Source organism: Rhizobium tropici CIAT 899, from assembly GCF_000330885.1.
GTDB classification, from domain to species: Bacteria; Pseudomonadota; Alphaproteobacteria; order Rhizobiales; family Rhizobiaceae; genus Rhizobium; species Rhizobium tropici.
The window spans coordinates 683,089-708,900 of record NC_020059.1 but is presented as its reverse complement, the minus strand read 5'-3'; the positions used below and the strand labels follow the sequence as shown (position 1 = coordinate 708,900).

General features: G+C 59.3%; 25 protein-coding genes. 1 reads left to right on the top strand and 24 read right to left on the bottom strand.

Annotated elements, in window-relative coordinates; all coding sequences use genetic code 11:
• Nucleotides 1-102: 102 nt before the first annotated feature.
• On the bottom strand, nt 103-1,464 hold the full coding sequence (locus RTCIAT899_RS03460; RefSeq protein ID WP_015338837.1) for an ABC transporter substrate-binding protein: 1,362 nt from the start codon (nt 1,462-1,464) through the stop codon (nt 103-105).
• A 310-nt stretch (nt 1,465-1,774) separates the two neighbouring features.
• Between RTCIAT899_RS03460 and RTCIAT899_RS03455 the strand changes: the two genes are divergently transcribed.
• Nucleotides 1,775-2,803: a substrate-binding domain-containing protein gene (locus RTCIAT899_RS03455; protein WP_015338836.1), complete on the top strand. Its 1,029-nt coding sequence runs from the start codon at nt 1,775-1,777 to the stop codon at nt 2,801-2,803.
• Here RTCIAT899_RS03455 and folD read toward each other — a convergent pair.
• The 23 genes from folD to RTCIAT899_RS03340 all read right to left on the bottom strand — a co-directional run bounded on the left by folD (nt 2,800) and on the right by RTCIAT899_RS03340 (nt 25,651).
• Complete coding sequence (folD, locus tag RTCIAT899_RS03450) at nt 2,800-3,699, bottom strand: bifunctional methylenetetrahydrofolate dehydrogenase/methenyltetrahydrofolate cyclohydrolase FolD (RefSeq protein ID WP_015338835.1); 900 nt, start codon at nt 3,697-3,699, stop codon at nt 2,800-2,802. The genes RTCIAT899_RS03455 and folD overlap by 4 nt on opposite strands.
• Before the next feature lie 117 nt (nt 3,700-3,816).
• A complete protein-coding gene (locus tag RTCIAT899_RS03445) occupies nt 3,817-5,730 on the bottom strand; it encodes a GumC family protein (protein WP_015338834.1) in 1,914 nt (637 codons plus the stop codon).
• A 202-nt stretch (nt 5,731-5,932) separates the two neighbouring features.
• Entirely contained in the window at nt 5,933-6,772 is an 840-nt protein-coding gene (locus RTCIAT899_RS03440) for a WecB/TagA/CpsF family glycosyltransferase (protein WP_041677803.1), read from the bottom strand.
• A 242-nt stretch (nt 6,773-7,014) separates the two neighbouring features.
• Complete coding sequence (locus tag RTCIAT899_RS03435; protein ID WP_015338832.1) at nt 7,015-7,542, bottom strand: hypothetical protein; 528 nt, start codon at nt 7,540-7,542, stop codon at nt 7,015-7,017.
• Complete coding sequence (locus tag RTCIAT899_RS03430) at nt 7,539-7,907, bottom strand: hypothetical protein (RefSeq protein WP_015338831.1); 369 nt, start codon at nt 7,905-7,907, stop codon at nt 7,539-7,541. The genes RTCIAT899_RS03435 and RTCIAT899_RS03430 overlap by 4 nt, the downstream gene beginning before the upstream one ends.
• A gap of 14 nt (nt 7,908-7,921) precedes the next feature.
• Nucleotides 7,922-8,518: a rod-binding protein gene (locus RTCIAT899_RS03425; protein ID WP_015338830.1), complete on the bottom strand. Its 597-nt coding sequence runs from the start codon at nt 8,516-8,518 to the stop codon at nt 7,922-7,924.
• A 131-nt stretch (nt 8,519-8,649) separates the two neighbouring features.
• Nucleotides 8,650-9,069, bottom strand: coding sequence for a hypothetical protein (locus RTCIAT899_RS03420; RefSeq protein WP_015338829.1), 420 nt, complete (start codon nt 9,067-9,069; stop codon nt 8,650-8,652).
• A gap of 68 nt (nt 9,070-9,137) precedes the next feature.
• Complete coding sequence (fliR, locus tag RTCIAT899_RS03415; protein WP_015338828.1) at nt 9,138-9,890, bottom strand: flagellar biosynthetic protein FliR; 753 nt, start codon at nt 9,888-9,890, stop codon at nt 9,138-9,140.
• On the bottom strand, nt 9,887-11,974 hold the full coding sequence (gene flhA, locus RTCIAT899_RS03410; RefSeq protein WP_015338827.1) for a flagellar biosynthesis protein FlhA: 2,088 nt from the start codon (nt 11,972-11,974) through the stop codon (nt 9,887-9,889). The genes fliR and flhA overlap by 4 nt, the downstream gene beginning before the upstream one ends.
• Before the next feature lie 148 nt (nt 11,975-12,122).
• Nucleotides 12,123-12,389, bottom strand: coding sequence for a flagellar biosynthesis protein FliQ (gene fliQ, locus RTCIAT899_RS03405; protein ID WP_015338826.1), 267 nt, complete (start codon nt 12,387-12,389; stop codon nt 12,123-12,125).
• 29 nt (nt 12,390-12,418) lie between these two features.
• On the bottom strand, nt 12,419-12,925 hold the full coding sequence (flgD, locus tag RTCIAT899_RS03400) for a flagellar hook assembly protein FlgD (protein WP_015338825.1): 507 nt from the start codon (nt 12,923-12,925) through the stop codon (nt 12,419-12,421).
• Entirely contained in the window at nt 12,913-13,365 is a 453-nt protein-coding gene (gene flbT / locus RTCIAT899_RS03395) for a flagellar biosynthesis repressor FlbT (protein ID WP_015338824.1), read from the bottom strand. Before flbT ends, flgD begins: the two co-directional genes overlap by 13 nt.
• Nucleotides 13,362-13,709 carry a flagellar biosynthesis regulator FlaF gene (gene flaF / locus RTCIAT899_RS03390; protein ID WP_015338823.1) on the bottom strand — a complete coding sequence of 116 codons (348 nt, stop codon included), beginning with the start codon at nt 13,707-13,709 and terminating at the stop codon, nt 13,362-13,364. Before flaF ends, flbT begins: the two co-directional genes overlap by 4 nt.
• A gap of 37 nt (nt 13,710-13,746) precedes the next feature.
• Entirely contained in the window at nt 13,747-14,796 is a 1,050-nt protein-coding gene (locus tag RTCIAT899_RS03385; protein ID WP_015338822.1) for a flagellar hook-associated family protein, read from the bottom strand.
• Between the two features lie 3 nt (nt 14,797-14,799).
• Entirely contained in the window at nt 14,800-16,290 is a 1,491-nt protein-coding gene (gene flgK / locus RTCIAT899_RS03380; RefSeq protein WP_015338821.1) for a flagellar hook-associated protein FlgK, read from the bottom strand.
• A gap of 509 nt (nt 16,291-16,799) precedes the next feature.
• Nucleotides 16,800-17,471, bottom strand: a complete 672-nt coding sequence (gene rem, locus RTCIAT899_RS03375) for a transcriptional activator Rem (protein WP_015338820.1) — start codon at nt 17,469-17,471, stop codon at nt 16,800-16,802.
• Between the two features lie 279 nt (nt 17,472-17,750).
• The gene (locus RTCIAT899_RS03370) at nt 17,751-18,338 is read right to left on the bottom strand and encodes a transglycosylase SLT domain-containing protein (RefSeq protein ID WP_041677218.1); all 588 of its coding nucleotides are present in this window, start codon (nt 18,336-18,338) and stop codon (nt 17,751-17,753) included.
• Nucleotides 18,286-19,890 (bottom strand): flagellar hook-length control protein FliK, encoded by a 1,605-nt coding sequence (fliK, locus tag RTCIAT899_RS03365; RefSeq protein WP_015338818.1) that lies wholly within the window; start codon nt 19,888-19,890, stop codon nt 18,286-18,288. Before fliK ends, RTCIAT899_RS03370 begins: the two co-directional genes overlap by 53 nt.
• Before the next feature lies 1 nt (nt 19,891).
• Nucleotides 19,892-21,196 carry a chemotaxis protein MotC gene (motC, locus tag RTCIAT899_RS03360; RefSeq protein WP_015338817.1) on the bottom strand — a complete coding sequence of 435 codons (1,305 nt, stop codon included), beginning with the start codon at nt 21,194-21,196 and terminating at the stop codon, nt 19,892-19,894.
• A 3-nt stretch (nt 21,197-21,199) separates the two neighbouring features.
• Entirely contained in the window at nt 21,200-22,627 is a 1,428-nt protein-coding gene (locus RTCIAT899_RS03355) for a MotB family protein (RefSeq protein ID WP_015338816.1), read from the bottom strand.
• Complete coding sequence (locus RTCIAT899_RS03350) at nt 22,624-23,256, bottom strand: hypothetical protein (protein ID WP_015338815.1); 633 nt, start codon at nt 23,254-23,256, stop codon at nt 22,624-22,626. The genes RTCIAT899_RS03355 and RTCIAT899_RS03350 overlap by 4 nt, the downstream gene beginning before the upstream one ends.
• Before the next feature lie 241 nt (nt 23,257-23,497).
• A complete protein-coding gene (locus RTCIAT899_RS03345; RefSeq protein WP_041677802.1) occupies nt 23,498-24,478 on the bottom strand; it encodes a flagellin N-terminal helical domain-containing protein in 981 nt (326 codons plus the stop codon).
• Nucleotides 24,479-24,733: 255 nt separating this feature from the next.
• On the bottom strand, nt 24,734-25,651 hold the full coding sequence (locus tag RTCIAT899_RS03340) for a flagellin N-terminal helical domain-containing protein (protein WP_015338813.1): 918 nt from the start codon (nt 25,649-25,651) through the stop codon (nt 24,734-24,736).
• Nucleotides 25,652-25,812 lie beyond the last annotated feature (161 nt).

The window sequence follows — 25,812 nt, the reverse complement described above, 5'->3', positions numbered from 1 at the left end:
GCTTTTGTCCATCAGTCGGGCATCGGCCGCGCTGAAGGGCGCGTCGTCATATGCAGTATGGCGCCGCCGGCGAGTTGCCGGCGGCGATAGGGCTATGATGTCTTACTTGATGGCGTCCCAGGACTTCTGGATACTATCGGCTACATCCTGAGCAGACTTGCCGCCGACGAAATCCACCATGCCGGTCCAGAACGAACCCGCACCGATCTTGCCCGGCATCAGGTCGGAACCGTCGAAGCGGAACGTGGTGGCCGTGGTCAGGGTCTCGCCTTCCTTGCGCAGTGTGTCGTTGGCATAAGCCGCGGTATTGACGGCCTTGTACGGCGTCAGGAAGCCGGACTGGGCCATCCAGACCTCCTGGGCTATCGGCGTCTGCAGGAACTGGACGAAGGCGCGTGCAGCCTTCGAATCCTTGGTGATGGCAGCGAGCGTGCCGGCGCCGAGAACCGGCTTGCCGAGTTCAGGATGCGCGGCGGAGGGCGGGAAGTAGAAGAAGTCCGCATCCTGGCCAAGCTTGGTGCCTTCCGGGAAGAAGGACGGAATGAAGGATGCCTGCTTGTGCAGGTAGCACTTCGGCGGAACCGTGAAGAGGCCCTTCGGGCTGTCGCGGAAATCGGTCGAGGCGACAGCTGCAACGCCGCCGGCAACATATTTCGGGTTCTTCGCGAACTTGCCGAATTCCTCGATCGCCGCAACGACCTTCGGGTCGTTGAACTTCAGCGAGTTATCGACCCAGTGATCGTAATCCTGTGGCGTATTCAGGCGCAGCATCAGATCTTCGACCCAGTCGGTTGCCGGCCAGCCTGTCGCGCCGCCCGAACCGAGACCGATGCACCAAGGGGTTCCGCCGTCCTTGACGATCTGATCCGAAAGCTTGATCAGGTCCTCCATGGTCGTCGGGACCTTGTAGCCGGCTTCCTCGAAGTTTTCCGGAACGTACCAGACCAGCGACTTCAAATCGGCCTTGTAGGGGAAGGCATAGAAGGCATCCTTGCCATCCTTGCCCTTATAGGTGCCGTAGCCGACCCAGCTGTCGCCGGCACCGTAATTGGTCTTGACCCAGCTTGCGAGATCATCGCCGAGCGGCGTCAGATAACCCTTGCTGGCAAGGTTTGCGAGAAGACCCGGCTGCGGCAGGATAGCGACGTTCGGCGGCGAACCGGCCTGCGTGTCGATGACGATCTGCTGCTCGTAGTTTTCCGAGGACGAATATTTGGCGTTCACGCCGGTCGCTTCGGTGAAATAGTTGAGGACGCTGGTGAAGAGAGCCTCGTCCTCACCGCGCCAGGGGCCGAAGATAGTCAGCGTCTCGCCCTTCAGGTCGGCATGCGCCGACTTGAACTCGTCGTAGCTTTTCCAGTTGAACTTGGAGTCTTGGCCGGGCTGGAACTTCAGATCGGCCGCCATCGCCGTGCCAGCCACCAAGGCAGCGGCAGCAACGGTCATCAAGAACATCTTTTTCATGCGTTGTCCTCCCAAATAACGAAACCCATGAGCCCAAACACGGTCTTGTGCTACGCGCTCCATTCCTCAAAGCGCTTTGGCTACCTCTCTCATCCATTGAGCGCGGGCTAAAGTCAAGCGATTTTCAGATTTTGGCGGATGTACACAGCAATTCTCGCGCTGCAACATGGAATACAGATCGATTTTTTGCTATTTATCTTGTCTCACGCACTTCTCCTGTTACATAATTGAAAGCGCTTTGGAAGCCTGGGGCTTTTCAGGAGGTTGTCTCGGCATCTTGGCGGCGTGCAGTGGGAGGAGCTGGAATACCGTGAATCTGAAACAGCTATCGCAGATGCTCGGGCTGTCGCAGACGACAGTCAGCCGGGCATTGAACGGATATCCGGAAGTCAATCGCGAAACTCGCGAACGCGTTCTCAAAGCGGTTCGCGAAACCGGCTATCGGCCCAACAAGGCAGCCCAAAGACTTGCGACGGGCAAGGCCGGCTCGATCGGACTTGTGATGCCAACCTCGCCCGGCAACTCTTCGGACGTGCATTTCAGCGAGTTCCTGACGGGGCTGGGAGAAGAGGCTTTGCGGCACGATTTCCATTTCGTCCTGACGCCTGCGGATCCGAACGATGAAGTCGGCGCCCTCAGGCGATTGGCGGCCAGCGGCAATGTCGATGCCCTCTTCGTCAATTATATGCGTGGTCACGATCCGCGCCTGGAGATGCTGAAGTCTCTATCCATGCCCTTCCTGGTGCATGGACGTTCCATCGGCTCCGAGCCCGACTATCCATTCCTCGACATTGACAATGAAGCCGCCTTCTACGACGCCACGAAGCTGCTGCTGCAGCTCGGACACCGGCGCTTCGCCCTTTTGAACGGCCCGATCTATTTCGATTTCGCCATTCGCCGGAAGAACGGCATGGATGCAGCCCTTGCCGAGCGTGGCCTGGCGCTCGACGAAGCCTGCGTCAGCCATACGCCGATGACGGATGAACAGGGCCTCTTAGCCATGGAGCGCATCCTGCAAATGGAAAAGGACAAGCGGCCGACTGCGGTGCTCTGCTCCAGTACCGTATTGGCGCTCGGCGCCGTTCGCGCCATCAATCAGGCAAAGCTGAAACTGGGCGAAGACATATCGATGATCGCCCACGACGACGTGCTGACCTTGCTCAAGCCGGAAAACTTCACCGTGCCGTTGACGACCACGCGCTCATCGCTGCGCGCAGCGGGCGTGCGCATCGCCGAACGACTGATCGGCGAAATCAAGCATACGGAGACATTTCCGGCACAGGAATTATGGAAAGCCGAATTGATCGTGCGCGCCTCGACCGGCGTTGCACCGGCTTAAAACTTCGGCGGCTTCTTACCTGCAGCGCGATGGGCAGCGATGACGGTATTGGCCATCAGCATCGCGATCGTCATCGGGCCGACACCGCCCGGAACCGGCGTGATGGCGGCGGCGACTTCGGAGGCTTCACCATAGGCGACATCGCCCACCAGCCGGCTCTTGCCCTCGCCGCGCTCGGGTGCCGCGATCCGGTTGATGCCGACATCGATGACGGTGGCACCAGGCTTCACCCAGTTGGCCTTCACCATCTCCGGACGTCCCACAGCCGCCACCAGAATATCGGCGCCTCTTGCCACGGAGGCGAGATCCTTCGTGCGCGAATGTGCTGTCGTCACCGTCGCATTGGCATTGAGCAGCAATTGCGCCATCGGCTTGCCGAACAGGTTGGAGCGGCCGATGACGACCGCATTCAGACCCGACAGGTCCTCGCCGTGGATCGAACGTACCAAAAGCATGGCGCCGGCCGGCGTGCAGGAGATCAGTCCGGTTTCGAGATCGCCGGTTGCAAGCTTGCCGGCATTGACGACATGCAGGCCGTCGACATCCTTCTCCGGCTTGATCGATTGGATGATGTCATCCGAATCGAGATGCTTCGGCAGCGGCAGCTGGACGAGGATGCCGTGGATGGAGGGATCGTCGTTCAGCGACTGGACGAGCCTTGCCAGCTCATCTTGCGTCGTTTCCGCCGGCAGCGTGTGCTGGACCGACTTGAAGCCGCACTCCTTGGCCATCTTGCTCTTGGAGCTCACATAGGCGTGGCTGGCCGGATCGTCCCCGACGATGACGACCGCAAGTCCGGTCTTCACACCGGCCTCAACCTCAAGTCCCGCCGCCGCAGCCTTCACGGCCTCGATCACCGATGCGGCTGCCTTCTTCCCGTCGATCACTGTCGTCACGCTCGTCTCCCGATCATGAATTCGCTGGCAATCTACAAGCCATCCACTCCATGGAATGGCCTGCAAACGCCCTATGGTGTCTGAAAGCGGTAATTGCAAGGGAAAACGGTGAGACGATCAGGCGCGGTCCGGATGTCTGCGTACAGCGTAGGTTTCGACCTTGGCACGCAGCGATGCAAGCTCTTGCCGGATGAGGCCCCACTCGTCCGCAATATCGAGCCGATCCGCATCATGGACGAGAGCAGCCGGTGGTTCAGGTGCGATCGCCGGCAATAACTGAGGCTCCAGATCATCCTCATGGCGAAAAGCGTAGGCCTCCGGCACGGTGCTTTCATCAGCTGCCTGATCTTCTGTCGGCGCAGCACCAGCCAGCCATTTGCGCAGGAATACGGCGCAGAGTGCCAGACCAAGACCTATGAGGAAACCGACAGCCTGATTGCTCACGAGCCGGTTATCCAACGGGGCGGCGGCCGCGACGGCCTGGGACAATACCGTCAGCGGCGGCCTGACTTCGGAAATCGTCATGCCGGCATTCTGCTGATCGGCCTCGTAGCGGGTCTGCGCTGTCGTCACGGCATCCTGCAGCTGCCCGAGGCGACCGAGATCGATATCACTCCCCGTCTGACTGGAAGCCGTCATTTGCGCCGAGAGAGCGGCTTGCTTTTCCAGAGCCGCTTTCACGTCCGCCTCGCTGCTGACGGCGAGCCGCTGCAACTGACTACGCATATTGGCCGCGAGATCATCGACCGTTGCCTGTTGCGCCAGCAGGCGGGGATGGCGCGGGCCAAGCTGCACAGAAAGCTGTGTCAGTTGTGACTTTGCGGCGTTGTAGCGGCTGCGCAGGTCATCAAGACCTGGCGACGAAAGATCGCCAGACAATGCGCCGCTCAGCACCGATGCCGGCGTGGCCGATTTGACAGCTACGAGACGGGCCTTGGCGGTTCGTACCGCCAGATCGGCTGCCTTTATCTGCACATCCAGCTGCTGACGCTGCCGCCGGAGCGTCTCGGCCGCGGCAATCCTGTCTTCGCCATAGCGCGCCTTGAATTCGGCAAGGGCGGCAGAGGCGCGATCGAGTTCCTTGCGGCTGCGATCAACCGCCGTTTCAACCCCAAGCGACGTACCGGCCGCCTTCGCAACACCCGGATCATAGAGGGTTGCGATAACCAGCCGATTGGCAATATCGGCCGATCTGGCGGGATCGCCCGAGGTAACGATCAGGCGCAGCAGACCCGTCTGACTATCGATCTCGACGGCAACGTCCTTGCGCAGCGTGGCCTGCGCGCGCGAGGGCGCATCGGACGCGTTGCCGCTGCCGGAAAGCAACTCGACGGCAACGCCGAGGGCACCCGCCCGGCTGCCGGTAAATTCCGGATCGCGGTCAAGCTTCATCCTGGCAACGACGTCGGACAATACGGAAGGAGCGACAACACGCTTTGCCGCAACATCCAGCAGGACCTGACGCGCGCGGCCGTCGCCTTCCGCATGGAGCACTGCCTGCGAGACATAACGCGGCGGAGGCGCAAGCAGGATGGGAACGACCGCCCCCATCAGCGCGGTTGCGGCAACGAAACAGAGCGCACGGAGGCTGAGAGACCAGCGCCCAGTCGGCGACATGTGTTCAACGGCAACGGGAGCGGATCCGGTTTGCGGCGGAAGCTCCGGCATGCTCTCAAGCAGATCGGGAACGAATTCCAGTAAATCGGGCGCCGGTTCCGATACCCGTTCCGGCAACCGGCGGCGTTCCGCATAGTAGACGTCCGAGATATTTTCGGCCTGCGCCGCTGGCTCGCGCTCCTGCGATCTTCTATGGCCCGACACCGGATAGGGATCGCCATTCAACCGTCTGCGCAGGATGGCGCGCAGTTCCGCATCACGCGGATCGTCGGTGTTGGCAGCGCGCAGACCGGCCGCATTACCCAAATCATCGTCTTGACCATAAGGAGAGGCGCGTGTTCCAGCGCGCTGCGAAACTTCAGAGGTTTGCGCGTCGTGGGGATAAAATCCGGTCCTGGCTTTGCTTTCAAACATGGCGGGCTATCTCGCGCACATGGTCTAAGACCAATGCAAATGGTTAACCCACTCTAAACTTTCATACCAAAGAAAGAGTTAACGCCAAGCCCGCAAATACCAAAGCATTTCCGTTTTTCTTCGAATCGCGAAAACGCTTTAGGCTCTTGTTTCCTTGCGCATTCCGGGCAGAAAACCGCTACGCAATTTTCCTGGAAATGCTCTAACTTGCCAATTTGTCCGGCGGCGCAATGTGCCGCTGCGGCAATGGATGCGGCTCCGCGCGAAGGACGCGTTCCTTGCGGCCAAACTGATGCCTGACAACCTGATAGAAGAACAGCGGTATGCCCAGCATATAGCGCCGCCAGAGCCTGCCCGGCTCCAGCACGAGACGAAACAGCCACTCGCTGCGCATCGCGCGCACAAGGCCTGGCGCCCGCGGCACAGTCTCCGAAATGAAATCGAACAGGGCGCCAACGGTCAGGACAAGACGGGCGTGCTGCGGGCCGACATGCTCGGCGACCCATTTTTCCTGCAAGGGCGTGCCCATGCCGACGATCAGCACATCGATCTTCTGGCGGCTGATTTCCGCCGTCACTGCGCTGCTCCGGGCCGGATCGAAGAAGCCGTCCGATACGACGACGAACTGGTGCCAGGGAGCATGCCGGCGAAATCTCTCGGCAGCTTTTTCGACAACGGAGCGCTTGCCGCCCAAGAGGCCGATCCGTTTTGGCCGCTCCATGAATGTCAGCAGCGCGGGGACGAAATCGGTGCCGTTCAGATTGGCGGGGAAACGTTCGCCATGAGCAACGCGTGAGGCGATGTCGAGGCCAACGCCGTCGGGAAGCACCAGATTGCGCTCGAGAACACTACGGTAAGTTTCATCGCGCAGCATGATAAGCATGTTGTGCGCATTGACGAAGGAGATCGACGTCTGTCCGACCGGCAGGGAAGCGAGTTCGTTGACGAAGGTCAGCGCGTCATCCCAGTCGAGATCGCATACCGGCAGATCGAAGATCATGCGGCGTGACGCGGCGACGGCAAAATCGGCTACCTGGTTCAATCCAACACCCTCCTGCCCGGCATCGCTGACGCGCATGATGCCAGTACGCATAGAGCGCATGCCCATCACCGTTCATCGGTGCGGCGACTGGGAGGCATGGCTCGTAGCAGTTTATAGCAAGACAAATCCAACTTTCCGTTAGGAAGGAAGGTTGGATTTGTCAGAAGCTATCAGGAGTTTGTTAGGCATACCGACAGTATGTAAGAAATTACTTACGTTTACCGCCTTGCCGTCCAGAGATCTCACTCGACCGGCACTTTGTCCTTTGCCGCATCCTGCACGATCTTGACGGGCTTGACCGTCCTCTTGCCCACGGTTTCCCCGCCGTGGGTTTCTTCTTTGGAAAGATAGTCGAGCTGCTCGATCAGCACATCGGTGACGTAGTCGCCACCAAGTCGCTCGTTCATCCGCTTTTTCAGATCGGCGCGGAAGCCGGCAACGTCGAAATTCTGCGCATGCGAGATGTCGATCGTCTTGTTGCCGATCAGCAGCGAAAAGAGTTCGTCCGTCGTCAACTCAGGCAGGGGGATCTGCAGAGCATTCGCCTTGCCCTTCTCCATCATGAAGGAGATGCGCGTCAGGAAATAGCCGGTCACCTGGCCGTTGGCGATAACGGGAACGTTGATCGATTCGCCCTTGACGAGCTCCTGCTGCGCCTTCTTGGCATCGTCAGGGCTGATCGCGGGCGCCGTCGCAACCTGCACCGAAAAATAGACCGAGGCCAATGTTACGGCGCAGACCCACAGGCCGGTGAAAACGAGCTTGATCATCCGGCCTCACGGACGCGGAATTGTTCTTGGGAGTAAGTGCCGTCCCCATCGGCATTCTGCACGGCATTCTTCAAGATGTCGGCGACGGCACGCACAGCCTCGAGATGCGCCTCGACCCGACGGGCATTCAGAACCAGCTTCTTCTTCAGATCATGCAGCTGTTCGATGTGGGCGGCGGCGAGATCGGCCGGATCGGTATCGCGAAACAGCATGGACAATTCGTAGAGGCAGCGGCTCTTGTGTGCGTTCGATACCTTGAGATCGAATTCCGGATCGCTGCCGATCCGGTTATTCTCATTGTCGATAATCATCTCCAGCCGGCCAAGGACAGACTTGATCCGATAGTCCTGCGACATCATTTCCATGTTTGTTACCTCGCTCATGCTTTCTGGGACGTCAACGAATTCTGGTTGGTGATGCTGGTGTTGCCGTCGTTATCGGCACTGGCAGCGGCCAGCGTCTTGCGCTGAAAATCGGTAATCGCGCTGAGCGCCATTTTCTTGTCGTTCTCGTCGGTCGCCGCATGGATAGCGCCGGTATTGCGCATCTTGTCGACCTGTTCCTTGTACATTTTTTCGGCGATGCCCACACCTCCATTCTTGGAGATCGTATCGCCCAGCTGCTCGGCCATCATGCCCTTCCAGATCTCGCCGGCAGAACCTTTGCCGTAGAGCGTTTCGCTGCTCGGCAACATGTTCTTCACGAAGTTCTGCAGCACCATGGACTCGAACTTGCGATAGGCCTGCGGGACCTTGCTCCCGGCCACATGGGTATTGGCATTGGCGAGGCCCGCCTGGGTGGCGGCGCTGTTCATCGCATCCACCGTCGCACCGAAGCCGTTGCCGTTTTCGGCAAGGCTGGTGGCGGCAAAAGCGGCGCGGTTGGCGGCAAGCTTGGCCTGCGCGGCCTCGACATCGGCGGGATTGGCGGCCTTGACGACATCAAGGACCAAATCACTCGGAGGCGAAATAGCCATGTCACGTCTCCTTCTGCTCTCGCATGCACTGAAAACGAGCGGCTCAGCGCTCGTGTCAGGGCATGTCGAATCAAACGGTCAGAACGGATCGGCAACCCAACGCTGCGAATCCTGTTCCATGATCGCGATGATTATGGTTTTTGAACCTTGCTGGAGGCTGGCGTTGCGCCGGCGAAGCGCTGATCGATGATGTCGTAGACGGCATTGTCGTCCGCCTCCCGCGTTTCCTGCTCGCGGGCATCCTTCATGTGCTCTTCCAGCCTGTCGCCCTTGGTGCGCTCCTGCTGGACCTTCATCTGAATGAGCGTCTGGATGCTTTCCAGCTGCTGGTCCCGGATCATCAGGCGGCCATAACGCTCGGCGTAATGGATCGAGAATGCCATGTGAACGGGATCAACGGAGCCGATGGCGACCATGACCCGCTTCATCGATTCGGTGACTTCCGACCGCTGTCGGGTGGTATCGGCCAGCTCGCTTTCCGCCATCCGTTCCAGATGGCGCTGCACCGCGACGAGGCGCTTCAGTTTTTCGGACCGGTTTTTCTCAGCCATCGCTACCTACCCGCCGGTCGCCTTGTTCCGGTTGCACTCGAATCGGTGTTCGCCTTGTGTCATTACGGCTAATGCCCGTTGAAGACAGTCAGGAACGCATTGGAAAACTGACTGACCAACGCCGCAATACTGACATAGAGCATGAACAGCCCTCCCATCAGCAGATAGGGCGTGGAAATGAAATAGATCGGGATCTGCGGCGCCAGCTTGTTGATGAAACCGATCGAAATCTGAAACATCAGGCCGTAAAGCAGGAAAGGGCTTGCCAGCCGCAGCATGATGAAGAAGGTCGTCGCCAGCGTGTCGGTGATGGAGATCAGTGCCGCGCGCGGCTCGATATGTCCGCCGAAGGGAATGACCGAATAGGAATCGACCAACGCCTGCAAAACATAATGGTGAAAGTCCAGAATGAAGAGGATCATCAGCCCGCAAAAACTAATGAGGCTGGTGAGCGATGTCTCACTCGATTCCTCGACGAGGTCGGCACCGCCGGGCGCATTGAAGCCGATCAGCATCGATATGACCGTGCCGGTAAACTGCAGGCCCAGCGTGTAGATGCGAGCCATCATCCCATACATCAATCCGATGACGGTTTCGGTGAAGATGAGGCCGATATAGGTCGCATCGCCCTTCGACACCTCAGGATAGATCGTGTTCCAGAGCAACGGCAGGATCGCCATCGTCAGGGCCGCGGAAAGCAACAGCCTGATCTGTGGGGGAACGCGGCCAGAGGAAAATCCCGGGAGGACCATCATGCAGCCGCCGATGCGACAGAAGGCGACGAACAGCGCCAGAATGGTCCCCTGGGGATCTGATATCATGAAATCGAACCTAGAATCTTGATCTCGATCCCCTTGGCCAATTCCACATGCGACAGGACCGGAAGCGTCGCGAACAGGCGTTCGATGATCATACGCACATAGGAGCGCGTTTCCGGCGACGTGACAAGAACGAAGGGCATGCCGCGGTCCATGTATTCACGGATAACTTTGCCCGCCTGCTCGCTGAACTCTTCCAGGCTGCGCGGATCGATATCGAACTCGACCACTTCGCCCTTCTGGTCGCGCTTCAGCGCCTGATGGAAGATGAGGTCCCATTTGCTGCCAAGGCGCAGGACGCGCAGCACGCCGTTATCGGCCAGATCGCCGCAGAGCTGCTGCGCCATGCGGACACGCACATGCTCGACGATCTGCTCGGTCTTGCGCACATGCGGCGCCAGTTCCGCAACGGCTTCGAGGATGAGATGCAGGTTGCGGATCGAGACACGCTCAGCAAGCAGCAGCTTCAACACCGCCTGCAGGCCGGAATAGGACATATGCGACGAGCAGATTTCGTCGGCGAGCTTCTTGTATTCCGGATCGAGGCGGTCGATCAGGACCTTCACGTCCTTATAGGACAGCAGCGCCGGCAGGTTATTGCGGATGACTTCGCTCATATGGGTGAGCACGACGGAGACATTGTCGATCGGCTGGAAGCCCTCGCGCTTCAGATCCTCGGTGAAGGTTTCAAGGACAGAGAAGGCTGGCATGCCGAAAGCGGGTTCGCGGATCTCATCGCCCGGGACGGTCGGCTTGCGGCCGGAGCCGGTGACGACGAGCACTTCGCCGACGCGCAGCATGTTGGAGGCGATCGTCGTGCCATGGATGCGGATCTGATAAGACTTGTCGGCGATCGCCATGTCGTCGATCACCTTGATCTCCGGCACGACGAAGCCGTATTGCGTCGCGAACTTCTTACGCATCTTGCCGACGCGGAAAGCCAGTTCCTGATGGGCGCCGAGCAGGCGGGTGGAGACGATCTTGCCGAGCGCCAGCTCGATCTCTGCGGTCTTCAGCACCGATTTGACCGAATCCTTTTCCATTTCCTTCGTCTGCATCACCTTCTGCTCTTCAGCGTCGCGGCGAAGCTTGTTCTCAGCTTCGATCTGGCGCGGAATGAACCAGGCGCCGGCGGCCATCAGACCGCCGAGGAAAACGAAGGGAAGGAAGGGCATGCCGGGCATGATGGCCAGGATGCCCATGAGGACGGCCGAGACGGCGAGCGCACGGGGATAGCCGCTCAGCTGATTGACGACGGCCTGGTCGGTCGAGCCGGACGTACCGCCGCGCGAAACGAGAAGGCCGGCAGCGAGCGAGACGATGAGGGCCGGCATCTGCGACACCAGACCATCGCCGACGGAAAGCTTCACGAAAACGTCCGCAGCCTGGCCGATCGGCATGCCATGACGGAAATAGCCGATGATGATGCCGCCGAAGACGTTAATGCAGGTAATCAGAAGACCGGCAACCGCGTCACCGCGTACGAACTTGGATGCACCGTCCATCGCGCCGAAGAAGGAGCTTTCCTCTTCCAGTTCGCGGCGGCGACGCTGCGCTTCCTTCTCGTCGATGAGGCCGGCCGAAAGGTCGGCATCGATCGCCATCTGCTTGCCGGGTATGGCATCCAGGGTAAAGCGCGCGCCGACTTCGGCGATACGCGTCGCACCCTTGGTGATGACGATGAAGTTGATGGTGATGAGGATCAGGAAGACGATCAGGCCGATGACGAAATCGCCCGACATGACAAGGCTGGAAAAACCGGCGATGACGCCGCCGGCGGCATCGTGTCCTTCATAACCGTGCGAAAGGATGACGCGGGTCGTGGCGATGTTCAGCGCAAGGCGCGTCATCGTGGCGATCAGCAAGATCGTCGGAAAGGACGAGAATTCCAGCGGCTTCTTGATCCAGAGCGCCACCATGAGGATCAGCACGGAAAAGGCGATCGAGAAAGCCAATCCAAGGTCGATCAGAAATGGCGGAATCGGTAGGAACAGCACGCACAGGATGACCATGATACCGAGGGCAAACCCGATATCGCGGACGCTGGGATTGGCTTTGGGGAGTGCTATTGCGGGTGGTTGTGCCATCGACCGGTTCCGTCTCTTCATGAGAGGAGGCAAACGGCTGAACCGCCTGCCCTATTGGAACCGACCTCTAAAGGCCGAAGCTTGCGCGAGCATGGCCGATGCCGTCGACAAGCGCGATCCGGACGCCGGAGGCGTCTTCGGATCTATTTCAGAAACCCGATTGAATGCGGGAGAAGACGAGATTGGTGAAGATCGAAATCTGTGCACCGACGAATGGCGCCGAGATGCCGATCGTGACCATGACGGCGACGATCTTCGGCACGAAGGTCAAGGTCGCCTCCTGCACCTGCGTGAGCGCCTGAATCAGCGCGATGACCAGACCGACGACCATGGCGGCGATGACAGCCGGACCGGAAGCAACAAGCACTGTCCAGATTGCCGCCTGGAAAATATCCAATGCATCGGCTTCATTCATAACCTGTCCACTCCCGGTTCAGCGGCACGTCATGTGCCGCTGGTCTGATCCGTATTCGATGACGAATCACTGTTGCTACTATCGCTCGACGTGGGCGAGGTATCAATGGTCGTGCCCGCCGGGGCGATCGTCACGCCGGCCTGGATCAGAATCTTGTCGCCGGCATTGGTTTCGGCAATGATACCGTCCGTATAGACGCTTACCTGCTTGATCGTGCCGGTAGTCTTGCCGTCGGCGCTCATGATCTGCTTGCCGATGTAATCCGAGGCCTGCGAGATCCACTGGTTCTGCAGCACGGTTTCCAGATGCGAGTTCGTCTGGATCTGCTGCTCCACCTGGGAGAAGCTCGCCAGCTGGGAAATCTGCTGGCTGGCATCCATCGGACTGGTCGGATCCTGGTTCTTCATCTGCGCGATGAGGAGCTGCAGGAAATCGTTGTAGTTCAAAGTAGCCTTTGAGGATGCGGCGGCAGCATTGCCGGCAGTGTTCGAAGAATTGGTGCTGGTGCTGCTGCCGACGCCGTCTACCGCTGCCATGGAGCGATCTCCCGGCGGATGTGCTCGATCGTTGCCGCCGGCATTTCCTGGCTGTTCAGAATCTGATCCTCGATCGCGTACAGGCTGCGGATCGCCTTCAGCGCGTCAAAGGCGCGGCCGGTGGAGACAAGCCCGTCGATGCGCTTGAGTTCGGCCAGCACTTCCTCGTTGTGGAAGCACGACAGCAGCATGACGATCGATTTGCGGAACATCGTCGTCGACTGCTCCTTGCCCTCGGGATTGATAAGGATCATCTGCGCGATGAAATAGAGCTGGCGCAGAGGCGTTGTCGCCTCCTCGGGCTGAAGCACGTGGTTTTCGAGCAGGAACGTCACATCATTCAGGAATTCCAGGGCAACCTTGCGATCGACACGCAGAACGGCCCCGTTGATAAAGATCTTTTCCCCGGCTTTGAGCGATATGCGAAGCGTACTTTTCATTTAAGTCCATCCCTGATGATGGTGGTGACATCTATGATGCCTTGATAATTTTCCGACTGGCGCAGCCGAATTCGCTCGCATTCCTTCAAAATCCAGATTGCGATCGAGATAAGGTTGGCACGCAGTTCGACATTGAGCTGATTCTCCGGGCTTTTAAGGTCGTCGACGAAGCTCACCCATACACGACGCGTATAGAAGAGAGCCTCGATCGCTTCACGACCGTATTTTTCCGCATCGCGGGCCGCGGAGAGAAGAGCTATCGACCGGTCCAGAACTTGCCGTTCTCGTTCCTTGGCGTCGGCCACAGCGTCCTGCATGACTTCCGCATATGAGAACTGATACATTCATGCATCCTTCCTGGTCATTACATCCCTTTGATCATCAAAGGTAATTTACGAGACTTAACTGCTGGATCTTGGAAACAATAGTGTAAGCCGTTTGGAGTTGCGTCTGGAGACTGTTGACCTTCGTCGACGCCTCATAGGGGTCGACCCCGGTCAGGTCACCAATGCTCGTGGTGAGAATGGTCTTCTGGGCGTTGAGCGTCGTATTCGCATCCGAAAGGCGCGACTGCGACAGGCCGAGCTGGCTTGCCTGGCTGTTCAGCCCGTCAACCGACTGACGCGTATAGCTGATGGCCTGCTGCGTGACGGCGTTCACGGCGCTCTGATTGAGGCCGGGAGGCGTGCCCATGAGCGCGTTGGTCACGCTGGTCGCCAGCGCCAGATACCGGATGCCGGACGAATTCGCATTCGTCGAGCTTTCTATGACTTCCGAATTGCTGATACGACTGGTCATATTCTGATCGGACGCACTCGACCAGCTCGACCAGCTGGGGTCGGATGTGAACATCGGCTCGACCTTGGTCTTGATGAAATCGGTTATCTGGGCCGCAGATATGGTCGCTACCGTTACCGCCGGCGATTGGCCGGCCATGTAGGTCGTCAGTGCCGATTGAATAGCCGCGTTCGTTGTAGCGGATTTATCCGTCATCGGCTGGACGTCGGTATTCGTCCCGGCAAACAGATACTCGCCATTGACCATGGTATTGGCGGAAGCGATGACGTTCGACAGGGTCGATGACGCCGCCTGCTGCGCCAGGGCGACGCTGCTGCCGTCGGTGTTACCGCTCAGCGCCACCAGTTGATCCATCAGCTTCTGCGCCTGCGTGCCCATGCTGGTCAGGGCAGTCTGCGAGGTTGTCATCCTCTGGTTGGCAATGGAATTGCTGCTGAGGATCGAGTCGATACGGGACACTTCCCGCGTCAGGTTCACATTGAGCGACGTGCTGCCGCCGAGCGAAACACCGATATCGGCGTAAACGCCAGTGGTCGCCTCCGTAGAGGCGCTCGTCATCTCATTTTGCGCCTGGCGGACGGTCTGCCGCATGGCGTTCTGAATGGCTGTGCTCGAAATGAAAGAGAGTTTCATGGCTTAGCTCGCAAGGTCCAGTACAGCTTGAAGCATCTGGTTGACGGTGTTCAGTATCTTTGTTCCAGCCTTGTAGGACTGCTCAATATCCATCATCAGTGTCAGCTCTTCGTCGAGGCTGACGCCGGTCGCATTCGAATAGGCGCCCGAGGAGCGCGAAAGGGCGGCGGACGTATTTTCCGCCGCGGTCGTCGCCGTGCTGCGCTGGCCTTCCAGCCAGCCAATGGAGCTGGCTGAATAATCCATCAGGCTGGCATTGGTGCTGGAGCCCGCGGTAGGATCGAACGCCATCTTCGCATTCATTGCCGTAATGAAGGCATCGAGCTGCGTGGAGTAGCCGCTGCCGCCGCTGGTATTCTTCGTATAACCGGTCTCAGTCGCGGTATTATTGATACCACCATCCCGCAGCAACGTGGGGTCGCCACCTTGGGATGTGATTAATTTCGAATTAACGGTGATCGAGCCGGCCAAGCCGGTGACCGCGGTCCCACTGGCAGGAACAGTGCCGCCACTCCAGGTAAACAGACCCGGCAATGTAGGCTTGGAAGGATTGCTGTTCGTTTCCGCAAAGACCGTAACCAACCCTCTGGCGATCTCGTCGAGCTGCTTCTGGTAGGTCGGCGCGACATCATCGCGGATCTGAAGCGCCGCCTGCAGAGTGCCCTGCGCCGTCGTATTCGCACTCTGGCCCGGGGTCAGAGCGACGCCGTCGATATAGACGCTGTTGCCGGGGACCGGAGTGGCCGCAGTGTACGTATCCGTCGACTTGAACGTCACCGTGCGCGGAATGGTCTCGAACAGGGTCGTTCCGCTGCTGGTATAGAGCGCCATGTCGTTGTTGCCGCGCGTCACCGTCGTCACGCCAACGATCTTCGAAATCTGGTTCAGGATCGAATCGCGCTGATCCATCGCGTCGGCAAGGGCGCTCGATGTCGGGCCAGCGGTGGTCGTTGCCGATTTTACCGCCTCGTTGGCCGTCTGGAACTGCTTCAGCAGGCTATTCAGCGTATCGACGTCGGACTTGATCTGCTTGTCGGCGTCGGCGCGCGCGCCCTGTACTGCCGTCGTGGCATTGTTGAGAGACGTGGTCAGGCTCTGGGCTGCATTGATCGCGGATTGTGCCGCCGTGGCATTGGACGGCGATCCGGCGTAATTCTGCATCGCATCCTGAAATGCCGACAGATAAGTCGCCGGCGCAACTTCATTATCGTTGCCGCCAATCGTTGCCGACTGAAGATTGCTGTAGGCGTTCAGGAGCAGTTGCTGCGCCGAATCCGACGACGCCGAGCTGAGATAGGCCTTCTGCAGTGCAGGTTCGCTGCTGCGCGAGATCTGCACCACCTGTGCGCCGGCCATGTCGGTGGTCAACATTGCCTGGCGCCGCGAGTAATTCGTATTGTTGGCGTTGGCGATGTTGTTCGACACCACGCTGCTCTGCGTGCCGGTATTATTGAATATTGCCTGCGCGTTGTTGAGAGCTGTTGTAAGCGACATGACTGACTCGATACCCTATTCGTTAGCGCGGCAGATCGGCCGAAGACGCTGGAAATGTCGGAATAGCCTGTCGGAGCGAGGCCGGCGAAATAGACCAGATTGTCGTTGGCAACGGACGGACGGCTCCTCCAGAGAATCCGCGCACATTGAGACGGCGACCAAAAGCGGCGCTGAGGCCAGCTGCCTCTGCACTCACTTCCGCAAACGCGGTCTCTCTGCTGCCGAAATTCCTCATCTGGAATCCTCGTTATCCTTCATACGACTGAGAGTAGGTGGCGGGCCTTGCGTGAAGCTGTCTGAGAAAACGAAAAAACGATCATCGCGAAAAGCGTCGTCGCAAGTCTCGTGCGAGAGGTATCACCGCTCGTTATTACGCCATGAATGGTAAGTGAAAGCGCACCTATCCGTGCTGTGATTGTCGCACGCACTGCAAAAGAATAAGCCCGGAAATCAAGGGATTTCCGGGCTTATCAGCAGGCTTTAACATCTGGAATGCACGACTGGCGGTATCAGCTCCAGTCGATGCAGTAACCGAGGAAGCGTTTGGAATCGACGGGATCGAAACCGAGCTTCTTGCGCAGCTTCTTGCGCAGCTTCGAAATATGGCTTTCGACGACATTCTCTTCGACTTCCTCGTCGAAGATACCGTAAATGGCGTTGAAGATCTGGGTCTTCGTCACGCGACGGCCGCGATTGGCGATCAAATATTCGAGGATGCGGCGCTCGCGGCGCGGCAGGGCAAATACGGAACCGTTGATTTCCGGATCGCGGCCATCTGCGAAGACGCGGATGGGGCCGATATCGGTATAGTTGTTGATCGCCTTCAACCGGCGGCGGATCGCCGCCGCCCTGGCCAGGATTTCACGAGGATGGACCGGCTTGCGCACGACATCGTCCACGCCGCAATCAAAGAGTGCAAGCGTGGCTTCCAGCGAGGGCTGGTCGCTGACCGCGATGACAGGCGCCGCCGTCCTGTCGCGAATCGCCCTCGGAAGCTCGAGCACCTGCTGCCCCTGTCCGATCAGGAAGGCTTCGACCGCGGCAATGTCGCCCTCTGCCGCGGTCGAGACCCATTCGCTAAACTCACGCGGATCAAATCCCGTCGAAGGGATGCCCTCGCGCCCAAAGAGTGATGTGTATCCGTCTTTAACGAGCTCTCGCTCATCAACCACTACGATCATTCGTCCGCCTCCGAATCAGTGTGGTGTTTCGATGACCTATGGGTACGAATCGGGCGAATCACGAACAACTGTCGGAAATGAGTGACGGAAATTAATAATTGATTAACCATAAGGGTGCGATTTGCACTATATGTAGTATGCGCTTGGCGTTTTACACCGATAAAAAACCTGTTAGCAAGCGTATGATTAACACTTCCATTTTAGGCAAAACCACGGCAGTCAACCGCTTCGATTGGGTTAGTACTGGCTAACCAGATACCATACTCAACCTATGAGTGCCTAATCCCGACAAAACGTCGCCGCGTTTGGCGTCCATTTTCCATAACCGGTGGCGACCAGATTGGCGATCACGCGGCAGACATAGACCTTCTGGGCGGGGTCATTGTTCGGACCGGCATGGTATCGTGCTACCGCCATGGTCCAGGTCTCATGCCTGTCATGCAGATTGCGGAGAAACTTTGCGGCATATTCGACATTGCTGCGCGGATCGAACATGGCGTCGACGGAAGCAAAGTTTTCACCATGAAAATACTGATTGATCTGCATGCAGCCGACATCGATGAGCTTTGCCCCACTCTGCCGTGCAGCGGCAAATACCTGCAGGGCGGCCCCTTCCGACGGCGGGAAGATCGGCCGTCCCTCGACATTGAGCGCATAGGGATAAAGCGACCCCTTGCGACCGGTTTCCGTCAGACCGACGGAATAAAGGATCCCTTCCGGTATTCCGTATTTCGCGGCAGCGGACTGGATTTCGCGTTCGCAAAGACCTGCGGCACCGTTGTCCGGCGGCGCCGGATTGCCTGATGCCTGGGCGTCAGAGGTAAACCGCACCAGAGCGAGAACGCTGCAGGCCACCACCAGTGCCATCCTCAACGCTGCGCTCACCCGAACTGCGATTGCCATCGTTCCCATTTGCCTGCTGCCCTGAATAATTCTGGCCCCTGGAGCGCGCGTCGCCCCCCTGCCCCTGGTTCAACAGAGACTGCTGCTGGTTCGATCCGGAGTTGCGGCCGCCGTCCGACTGCTGGTCGGCATTGGACGCCAGGGTGACGGTGATGTTATCGACCTGATAGCCTTGCGCGCGCAGCGCATCGACCATGCGGCTCTGATCGCCATGAAGCTGCCTGTAGGCTTCGCCGGTCTGCACCTTCAGATCGACGCTCAGCTGGTCTCCGGAAAGCCGCATGGTTGCTGTAACGTCGCCGAGATTGTCCGGACGTAGCTGGATCTTCAGCGTGTTGACGACCTTGCCGGTGCTCGTCAGGTTTGCGGCGTTGGAAAGCGCCGAGCCCGGCTGCATCGCAGCCGACCATTCGCGGTCGCTTGCCAGGCTTCCGGCAACCAATGCCGAGTTGGTGGCAAGCCCGAGATAACGACGCGAATCCAGTACGGTCACTGCCACCGCATCGCCACCCGCAGCAGCGCCGACTTTGACATCGGCAACGTCATCGCCGCTCTTGCTGATTGACAGATCGAGTGCACCGCCGCGACCATCCGCCCGCGCCAGGCGGAACGTCTGTGCGCCATCCGTTCCCTTGCCGTCATCCGGCAGCGTCAAGGCCGTTTCCGAGGCATCGTCCGCGAGGGCAGCTTTGCCTGATGGCAATGTCTGGACCTTGGCATCGTCTGTTGTCTTGCCTGCCTGGATCGCGCTACCCTGTGCCGTGCTAACCTGGGCCGCAACGACGGGCTGCGCAATGTTCAGCAGCGACAAGGTATCGGAAATCGTATTGGCTGGCTGGCTGCTTTGCGTCGACGCAGACTTACCGTCATCCGCCGCCTGGACATCCTTTCCATCCTTCGCGCCAGACGCCTTGCCGTCGCCCTTGACCGGTGCGGTCTGACTGTTCGCAGTCGCGACATCGGCCAATTGCTGCGCGATCTCGGCAAGCTGGTCGAGTGCGGCAGACTGCACCGGCACTTTGGTCGTATCGGTCGTGGGCATGGCCGGGTCTGTGGCTGCCGCAGGCCGATCGGCTCCGGTGGATGTTGCGCCGGCCTCACCCGCCGCTGCAGCTGCATTCTGCAGCGCGATCAGCGATTGCGAGAGCGACGCGGCGCCGGCAGGCTGCGAAGCTTTCGCGCCCTTAGCCAGGCCGGCGAGATTGGAAAGGTTGGCTCCGGACGTATCGATCACCCCAACTCCGGCCGTGGTGCTGTCGTCGAAGGAGAGAGCTGCCGCGGAGGAATTTCCCGCGACCGTCTTTGCCGCACTTGCATCCTTATCGGCAGTCGTGTCCGCATTGGCGGAGGTATCGGCACCGGCATCGGAGCTTGAAGATTTGCCACCGTTGCCGAGCGAGCTCGTCAGCGCATCAATAAAACCCTTGCCGTCATCCTGCTTCGCCGAGCGGCCGCCTTTGGCAACAGCACGAATATCCGCCCCCGATGGGGCGCCGGACACACCGATGTCGTTCATATCAATGACTTTCCTGCTTCAACAGGCCGTCGATGGCATCCAGCTTCGAGCGGCTCGTCGTGACGAATGCGTTGAACGAAGAGCCGGCCTCCTGCCGCCCTCCCTCCGGGGCGGGAGCCGCGTTTGCCGAGGCTCCCTGCTCAACACCCGCCGTGCCGGGAGATTGGCCTCCCGCTTGATTCGTCACAGCAGCATCGTGTTCAGTCTTCTGTTGGTTGGGCAGGTTAGGAAAACTGCCTTGCCCGAGGCTTGCAGCATCGGGTGTTCGCAATATCTCCGCCGCGACGGCCTTTGCAGCGTCGCGCAATGCGCGGTCGCGCGCATTCAACTCTCCCGCCGGCATCTGGTTCACATCGTCAATCGCCGCCTTCAGTTCGGGCGTGGATATGCCCGCCACGCCGCCATAGAAGTTAGCCAGCGCACCAAAGGCATCACCGCCGTCATTGGAGATCGCCTGGGCACGATTGGCCGCCAGCGCGGCAAGATCGGCCTTGCCGGCAATCGCGGCCCGACGCGCCATGCGCAGATAGATCTCCCGCTGTCGCGGCGGGTCCATGAAGGACAGGATATCGACGATGTCCTGCTGCTTGATGTCGGAATCGTGATCCACCACCAGCTGCACAAAAAGATCGGCAAACTGGCTGGCGTAAGGCGAATGCAGGAAGCGCCGCGTATAACGCCGTGCATAATCTAATCCTTGCGGCACCATGCCCGCGTCGGCGCACAGAGCCAGCGAGCGGCGCAATGCCGATTCCTCGACGATCGTACCGGGTGCCATCAATCGCGCCCAGTCGTAGAGGGGCAAGGCTGCCTTGGCGTTCTTGCCCGACATGACATTGCCCGCAACCAGCGAGAGGTATGGGCCGATCGGCTTGCCGCGATACTCCCTGGAGATGTCGACAAGCGTGTTGACGACAAGCAGACCCTTGCCGTTCAGATATTTCCTGAGCACATCCGCAACGCGATTGTCGAAATTGCCGTTGACGTCGCGTGACATCAGATATTCGAGCGTTTCGGGGTTGCCGCCGCTCATGGCGTAGATGAGAGCCGCATCGACGTTGCGACTGTCCTCGAAGACGGATTTGTCCGCGCTGCGCAGGCGCTCGTCTATGGTTCCGAGTAGATAGCGCTGCATCTCGGCGGCGGAATTGTCGCCCGCGACAACGGAATCCTGTACGAATTCGAGCGAGCGCAGCATCTTGTAGAGCGGCAGGCCGTCCTGTCCCTCAGCGCTCGCAACCCCAGGCATCAGCATGCCGAGGGTGAGGGTGAGCGCAAGGCGATGACGATGCTGTTTGCGCGCCATGAACTATCCCTGCTTGCCTTGACCGGACTTGCCCTTGCCCGAAGCCGGCTTCACGGGGGCTTGCGTTCCCGAGGCTGCGGGGTCCGTCGCCGCCTGCGTAGAGGGACTCGCAATCAGGATCTCGATACGGCGGTTCGCATCGTTGAATGGATCGTCGGGCAGCTTCAAACGCCGGTCCGCAAAGCCCGATACCTGAACGACCCGCTTCTCGTCCAGCCCGCCGCTGGTCAGCATGTAATAGGCACTTTGGGCGCGATCGAGCGACAGACGCCAATTGTCGTTGCGGCCGCCGACCATATAGGGGCGCCCATCGGTGTGGCCGCGGATCAGGATCGCCCCCTGGCGTTCCGCGAGAAGCTTGCCGATCTTCTCCATCGCCAGCACCATCTCGCGTCGGGGGACCGCCGAACCGATATTGAACATCGGATCGTTGGTCTGGTCGGAAATCGTGACCAACACCCCGCCTTCAGCCGCAGTCACCTGCAGCCCTTCGGCCAGCTGGCCGACAACGCCCTTGATCTCAGCCTGAATTGCCTGCTGCAGATCCTTGGCTTCCTGCTGCTGCGCTTTTGTCGGCTGTGCATCCTTGTTTGCAGGCACAGCGGCATTGTCTTCAGGGGTGGATACGCCGCCTTGCGTGCCGGCCTTGGCAAGCTGCTGAGCCTGCGTCTGTTTTTCCTGCGCCTTGCCGGCGGCCTGCTGCTCGCTCACCGTCGGCTGTTGTTCGGGCGTTTGCGGCTGATCGGCCGGCTGGCCGATGTCCGCAGCCGTTGCCTTCGACAAAGCGATCACTTCACCCTTGGGCGATTGATCCGACTTGGCGGACTGTTCCTCGTTCGCCTTCTTCGAAGCACTGGAAACCTGCACCTGCTTCGTCCAGAAATCCGGATCGAACGGATCGCGATAGGCCTGGCCGCCATCCGCACCTGTCGCCGGACCCGATTGGGCGGCACCGCCCTCGCCCTTGGCGCTGACATTCGCCTGCTGACCGACTTCCTGTGCGATCTCGGCCAGGACCGAATAGGGATTCTCGAAGAAATCCGCCTCGGAATAATTCGTCTGGTCGCCCGATGTCGAAGTCAGGTCCTCGCCGGTTTTGGCTGATTTGCCGTCATTCGGTTTTTCCTGCGGCTTGTCGGACTTCTGCTGGTTCTTTTCGCCCTGAGCCTGATCGACGGGCTTCTTGAGGCCCTTTTCCGTCGGCTTCTCATCGGCAAGCTTGATGGGATTGAAATAGGAGGCGACCGAGGCCTTCGTCTCCTCGTTTGCGGCGTTCACCAGCCACATGACGAGGAAGAAGGCCATCATCGCGGTCATGAAGTCGGCATAGGCGATCTTCCACGCGCCACCATGGCCGCCTTCGTGATCGCCGCCGCGGCGCTTGACGATGATGATCTCGTGCTTGCCGTGATTTTGATCGCCGTCGCTCATTTCAGGATCTCTTTCAGACTGGCGGCCCAGGCGGACATACGGGTCACGAGAACGCTCTCGCCGATGGTGACGGTGAGATCGACATCATTGGCCTCGATATGCCGCAACAGCGCGCCTTCGTCGCCGAGGCGGCTATGGAGAACCTCGAAGAGATGGCGCGGACCGGTGACCGAGATCGGCCCGACACCGCCGTCGAGGATCGAAGCTTTGACCAGCTCAGCAAGATCGCCGACCGCCCTGGTCGTCAGCGTCTCAGTCATGATCGGCGCAAGGATGGCGGCGGCTTCCGTGCTGATCGCCTGCCCGAGCATTATGGCGACGCGGTTCATATCTGCCGCGATCTTTTCCGCCGCCTGCTCTTCGTAATGTATCCGCAGCGCATCCATTTCTGCGCGGAACGACTGGGCCATGGCATCGAGTTCGGCCTGATGCTTCTGCGTCAGTTCCTGCGTCGCCGCTTCATGCCCCTCTGCATAGGCAGCGCGACGCTCGGCCTCAACATCAACGGGCGGCTCGCCTGGAATTTCGGCAAACTCGATCGGCTCCGGAAAGGCCATATCCTCGACATGCGCCGGAGAAACCTGTTCGGCGCTGAAATCCTTGAGATATCGAGATAGTGCCAAGCTCATCCGCGCATCTCCCCATTCGCGCCCCAGAGGCGCTGCAAGTCGATGCCGGCAGCCGGCCGATCCATTTCCATTCTCAAAACGTCGATCATCACGCTTCCGGTTTCCGTCCTCGGGCAGCAGCGTCCGGGACCAATGTCACCGGTACCTTACGCAACCAAGCCATTGCAAAAGACCGTAGGCAGTCAAACTTGTGCGAGGATGAATGCGATGCGGCATAGCCGATCCGAGTTCCGCCCGACGGTCATTTCGATTGAAGGATGATCAGAATCTTGCTCGCCATGCTGTTGGCGATCGACAATGTCTGAACACCCATCTGCTGCGCTGTCTGCAGGGCACTCTGCCGCACCGAGGCCTCTTCCATGTTGGTGTCGACCAGATCACCGACGCTGCTCTTGATGGCGTCGCCAAGCTTGGAAATATAATCCGACTGGTCGGTGATGTTGGACGACATCAGACCCAAGGTCGAATCGGCAGACGTTGCCGATTTCAGGAGCGAATTGGTGACGTTGATCATGTCGGTCAACTCGTCGTCTGTCGTACTGCTGGAGATCGAGATCTCTGTTCCACCTGGTGGTGTCGTACCGCCGCTGGCGGCAAGGAGATAGTAGTTGCGAGCGGTCCCGCCGCTGGTTCCCGGAGCGCCGAGCGTGCTTGCGTCGACATTCTTCGTCAGCAAACCCCGCGCCGGTTGAGCGGTATCGATCATCAGGGTTTGGGAACTGTCATAGTCGATCGTCGTAAAATTGATCTGTCCGCCCGTGCCCCGCGTGAAGTTGCTGATCACCGATTGCTGCGTGTTGGCTTGCTGCTCGGTGTTGTAGAGCCAGTTCTCGCCGGAGAAGGATGCCGATTGGGTAACGGATTGCAGCTGGTTCTTGAGCTGCTGAATATCGGCGTTGATCGCATTCTTGTTTGTGCCCGATTCCTTGGCCGAAACCAGTTTAGACTGGATCTGGGTCAGCAGGCTGACGACCGTATCCATGGCGGTGGATGCGGTATCGACCTTCGACGCGCCGAGACCAAGCGCGTCCGTGATCGTGGAAAGGCTGCTTCGGTCCGAGCGCATGGTGGTCGCCATCGACCAATAGGTGGGATCGTCGCTCGCCGTCTGAATGCGGTAACCGGACGAGACCTGCTGCTGCACGACATCGAGATCTTTGTTGATACCGCGCAGCACGGTCAGGGCCGCCGACGTGGAAGGATTCGTCGTCACATTGCTCATCTGAAAATCCGTAATTCCATTGGAACTGGCAAGCCGGACCGATCCGGCAGCAACGATTGGCCTCATGCCCACCAGCGGGAAACATCCCAGCACGGCCCGTCGCTAAACTGCAGTCCGGCATCCGCTTGGGGGAGAACCAAAGCCGGACCTGCGCAAAGACTGCAAATCAATTAGCGGCAACGTTAACAAAAGCTTATACGCGGCGACAAGAGGGAAATGCCGCCGCGCGATCGCAACGCAAGCTCCAGTCAAGGCTCACTTGAAGAGAGCGAGAACATTCTGTGCGCTCGAATTGGCAATCTGCAGCGATTGGATTGCCAGTTGCTGCTGGGTCTGCAGCGCGGACAGCTTGCTCGACTCCTCTTCCATGTTCGCATCCACGAGCTTGCCGACACCGGAATCGATGGTGTCGTGCAGGGTGGAAACGAAGCTCGTCTGCAGGTCGATGCGCGTCGAAAGCGAACCGAGCTGCGAGGCCGTGCTCGTCAAAGCATCGAGAGCGCCCTGAACGAGATTCATGGCCTTGCCGATGTCGCCGCCCGTCATGTTGGTGATATCGAGACTGAAGACCGAATAGGATGTGCCGCTGATACTCTGCTGAGTGCCCAGAATACCGGAGCTGGTATCGATCGTACCGCCGCTTGCGCCGAACAGCACGTTGCCTTGCGAACCGGTGTCGAAGGCGTAGCTGGTGCTGTTGACGGAAACCGTGCCGTTATTGTTGCGCACGAAGGAGGAAACCACGGAGGCAGAAGCGCCATTCGCCGCATACATCCAGTTCTGTCCGGAGAAGGATGCGGACTGTGCTATGCTTTCCAGCTGCTGCTGAAGCTGGGAGACCTCCTCCTGGATATCAGCCTTCGAGACACTGCTTTCGGTTGCGGCGACGAGCTTGTCCTTGATCTGCTGAACGACCTTGATGGCGCTGTCCATTGCGGCATAGGCCGTATCGACCTTGGCCGCACCCAGGCCCAATGCATCGGACACGGCGGAAAGCGCACCATTGTCGGAACGCATGGTTGTCGCGATCGACCAATAAGCGGCGTTGTCGGCTGCCTTTGCAACCTTGTAGCCCGAGGAAACGCGGCTCTGCGTATCCTGCAGATTCGTGTTGATGCCGCGCAGGGTTTGGAGAGCGGACATCGCCGCGTCGTTGGTGAGGATGCTGGTCATCGAAAAGTGCCCCTTTATGGCTGACTTTGGAAGGGACATTCCGGTCTGCGGCCGGGAACGGCAATCAGCCTCATGCTTGTTAACCGGCTCTTAGGAGAGGTTAACCAACCGTTGCGTTAGCCGCAACTGACAGCAATAGAGTTAATAAAAGGTTAATGCCG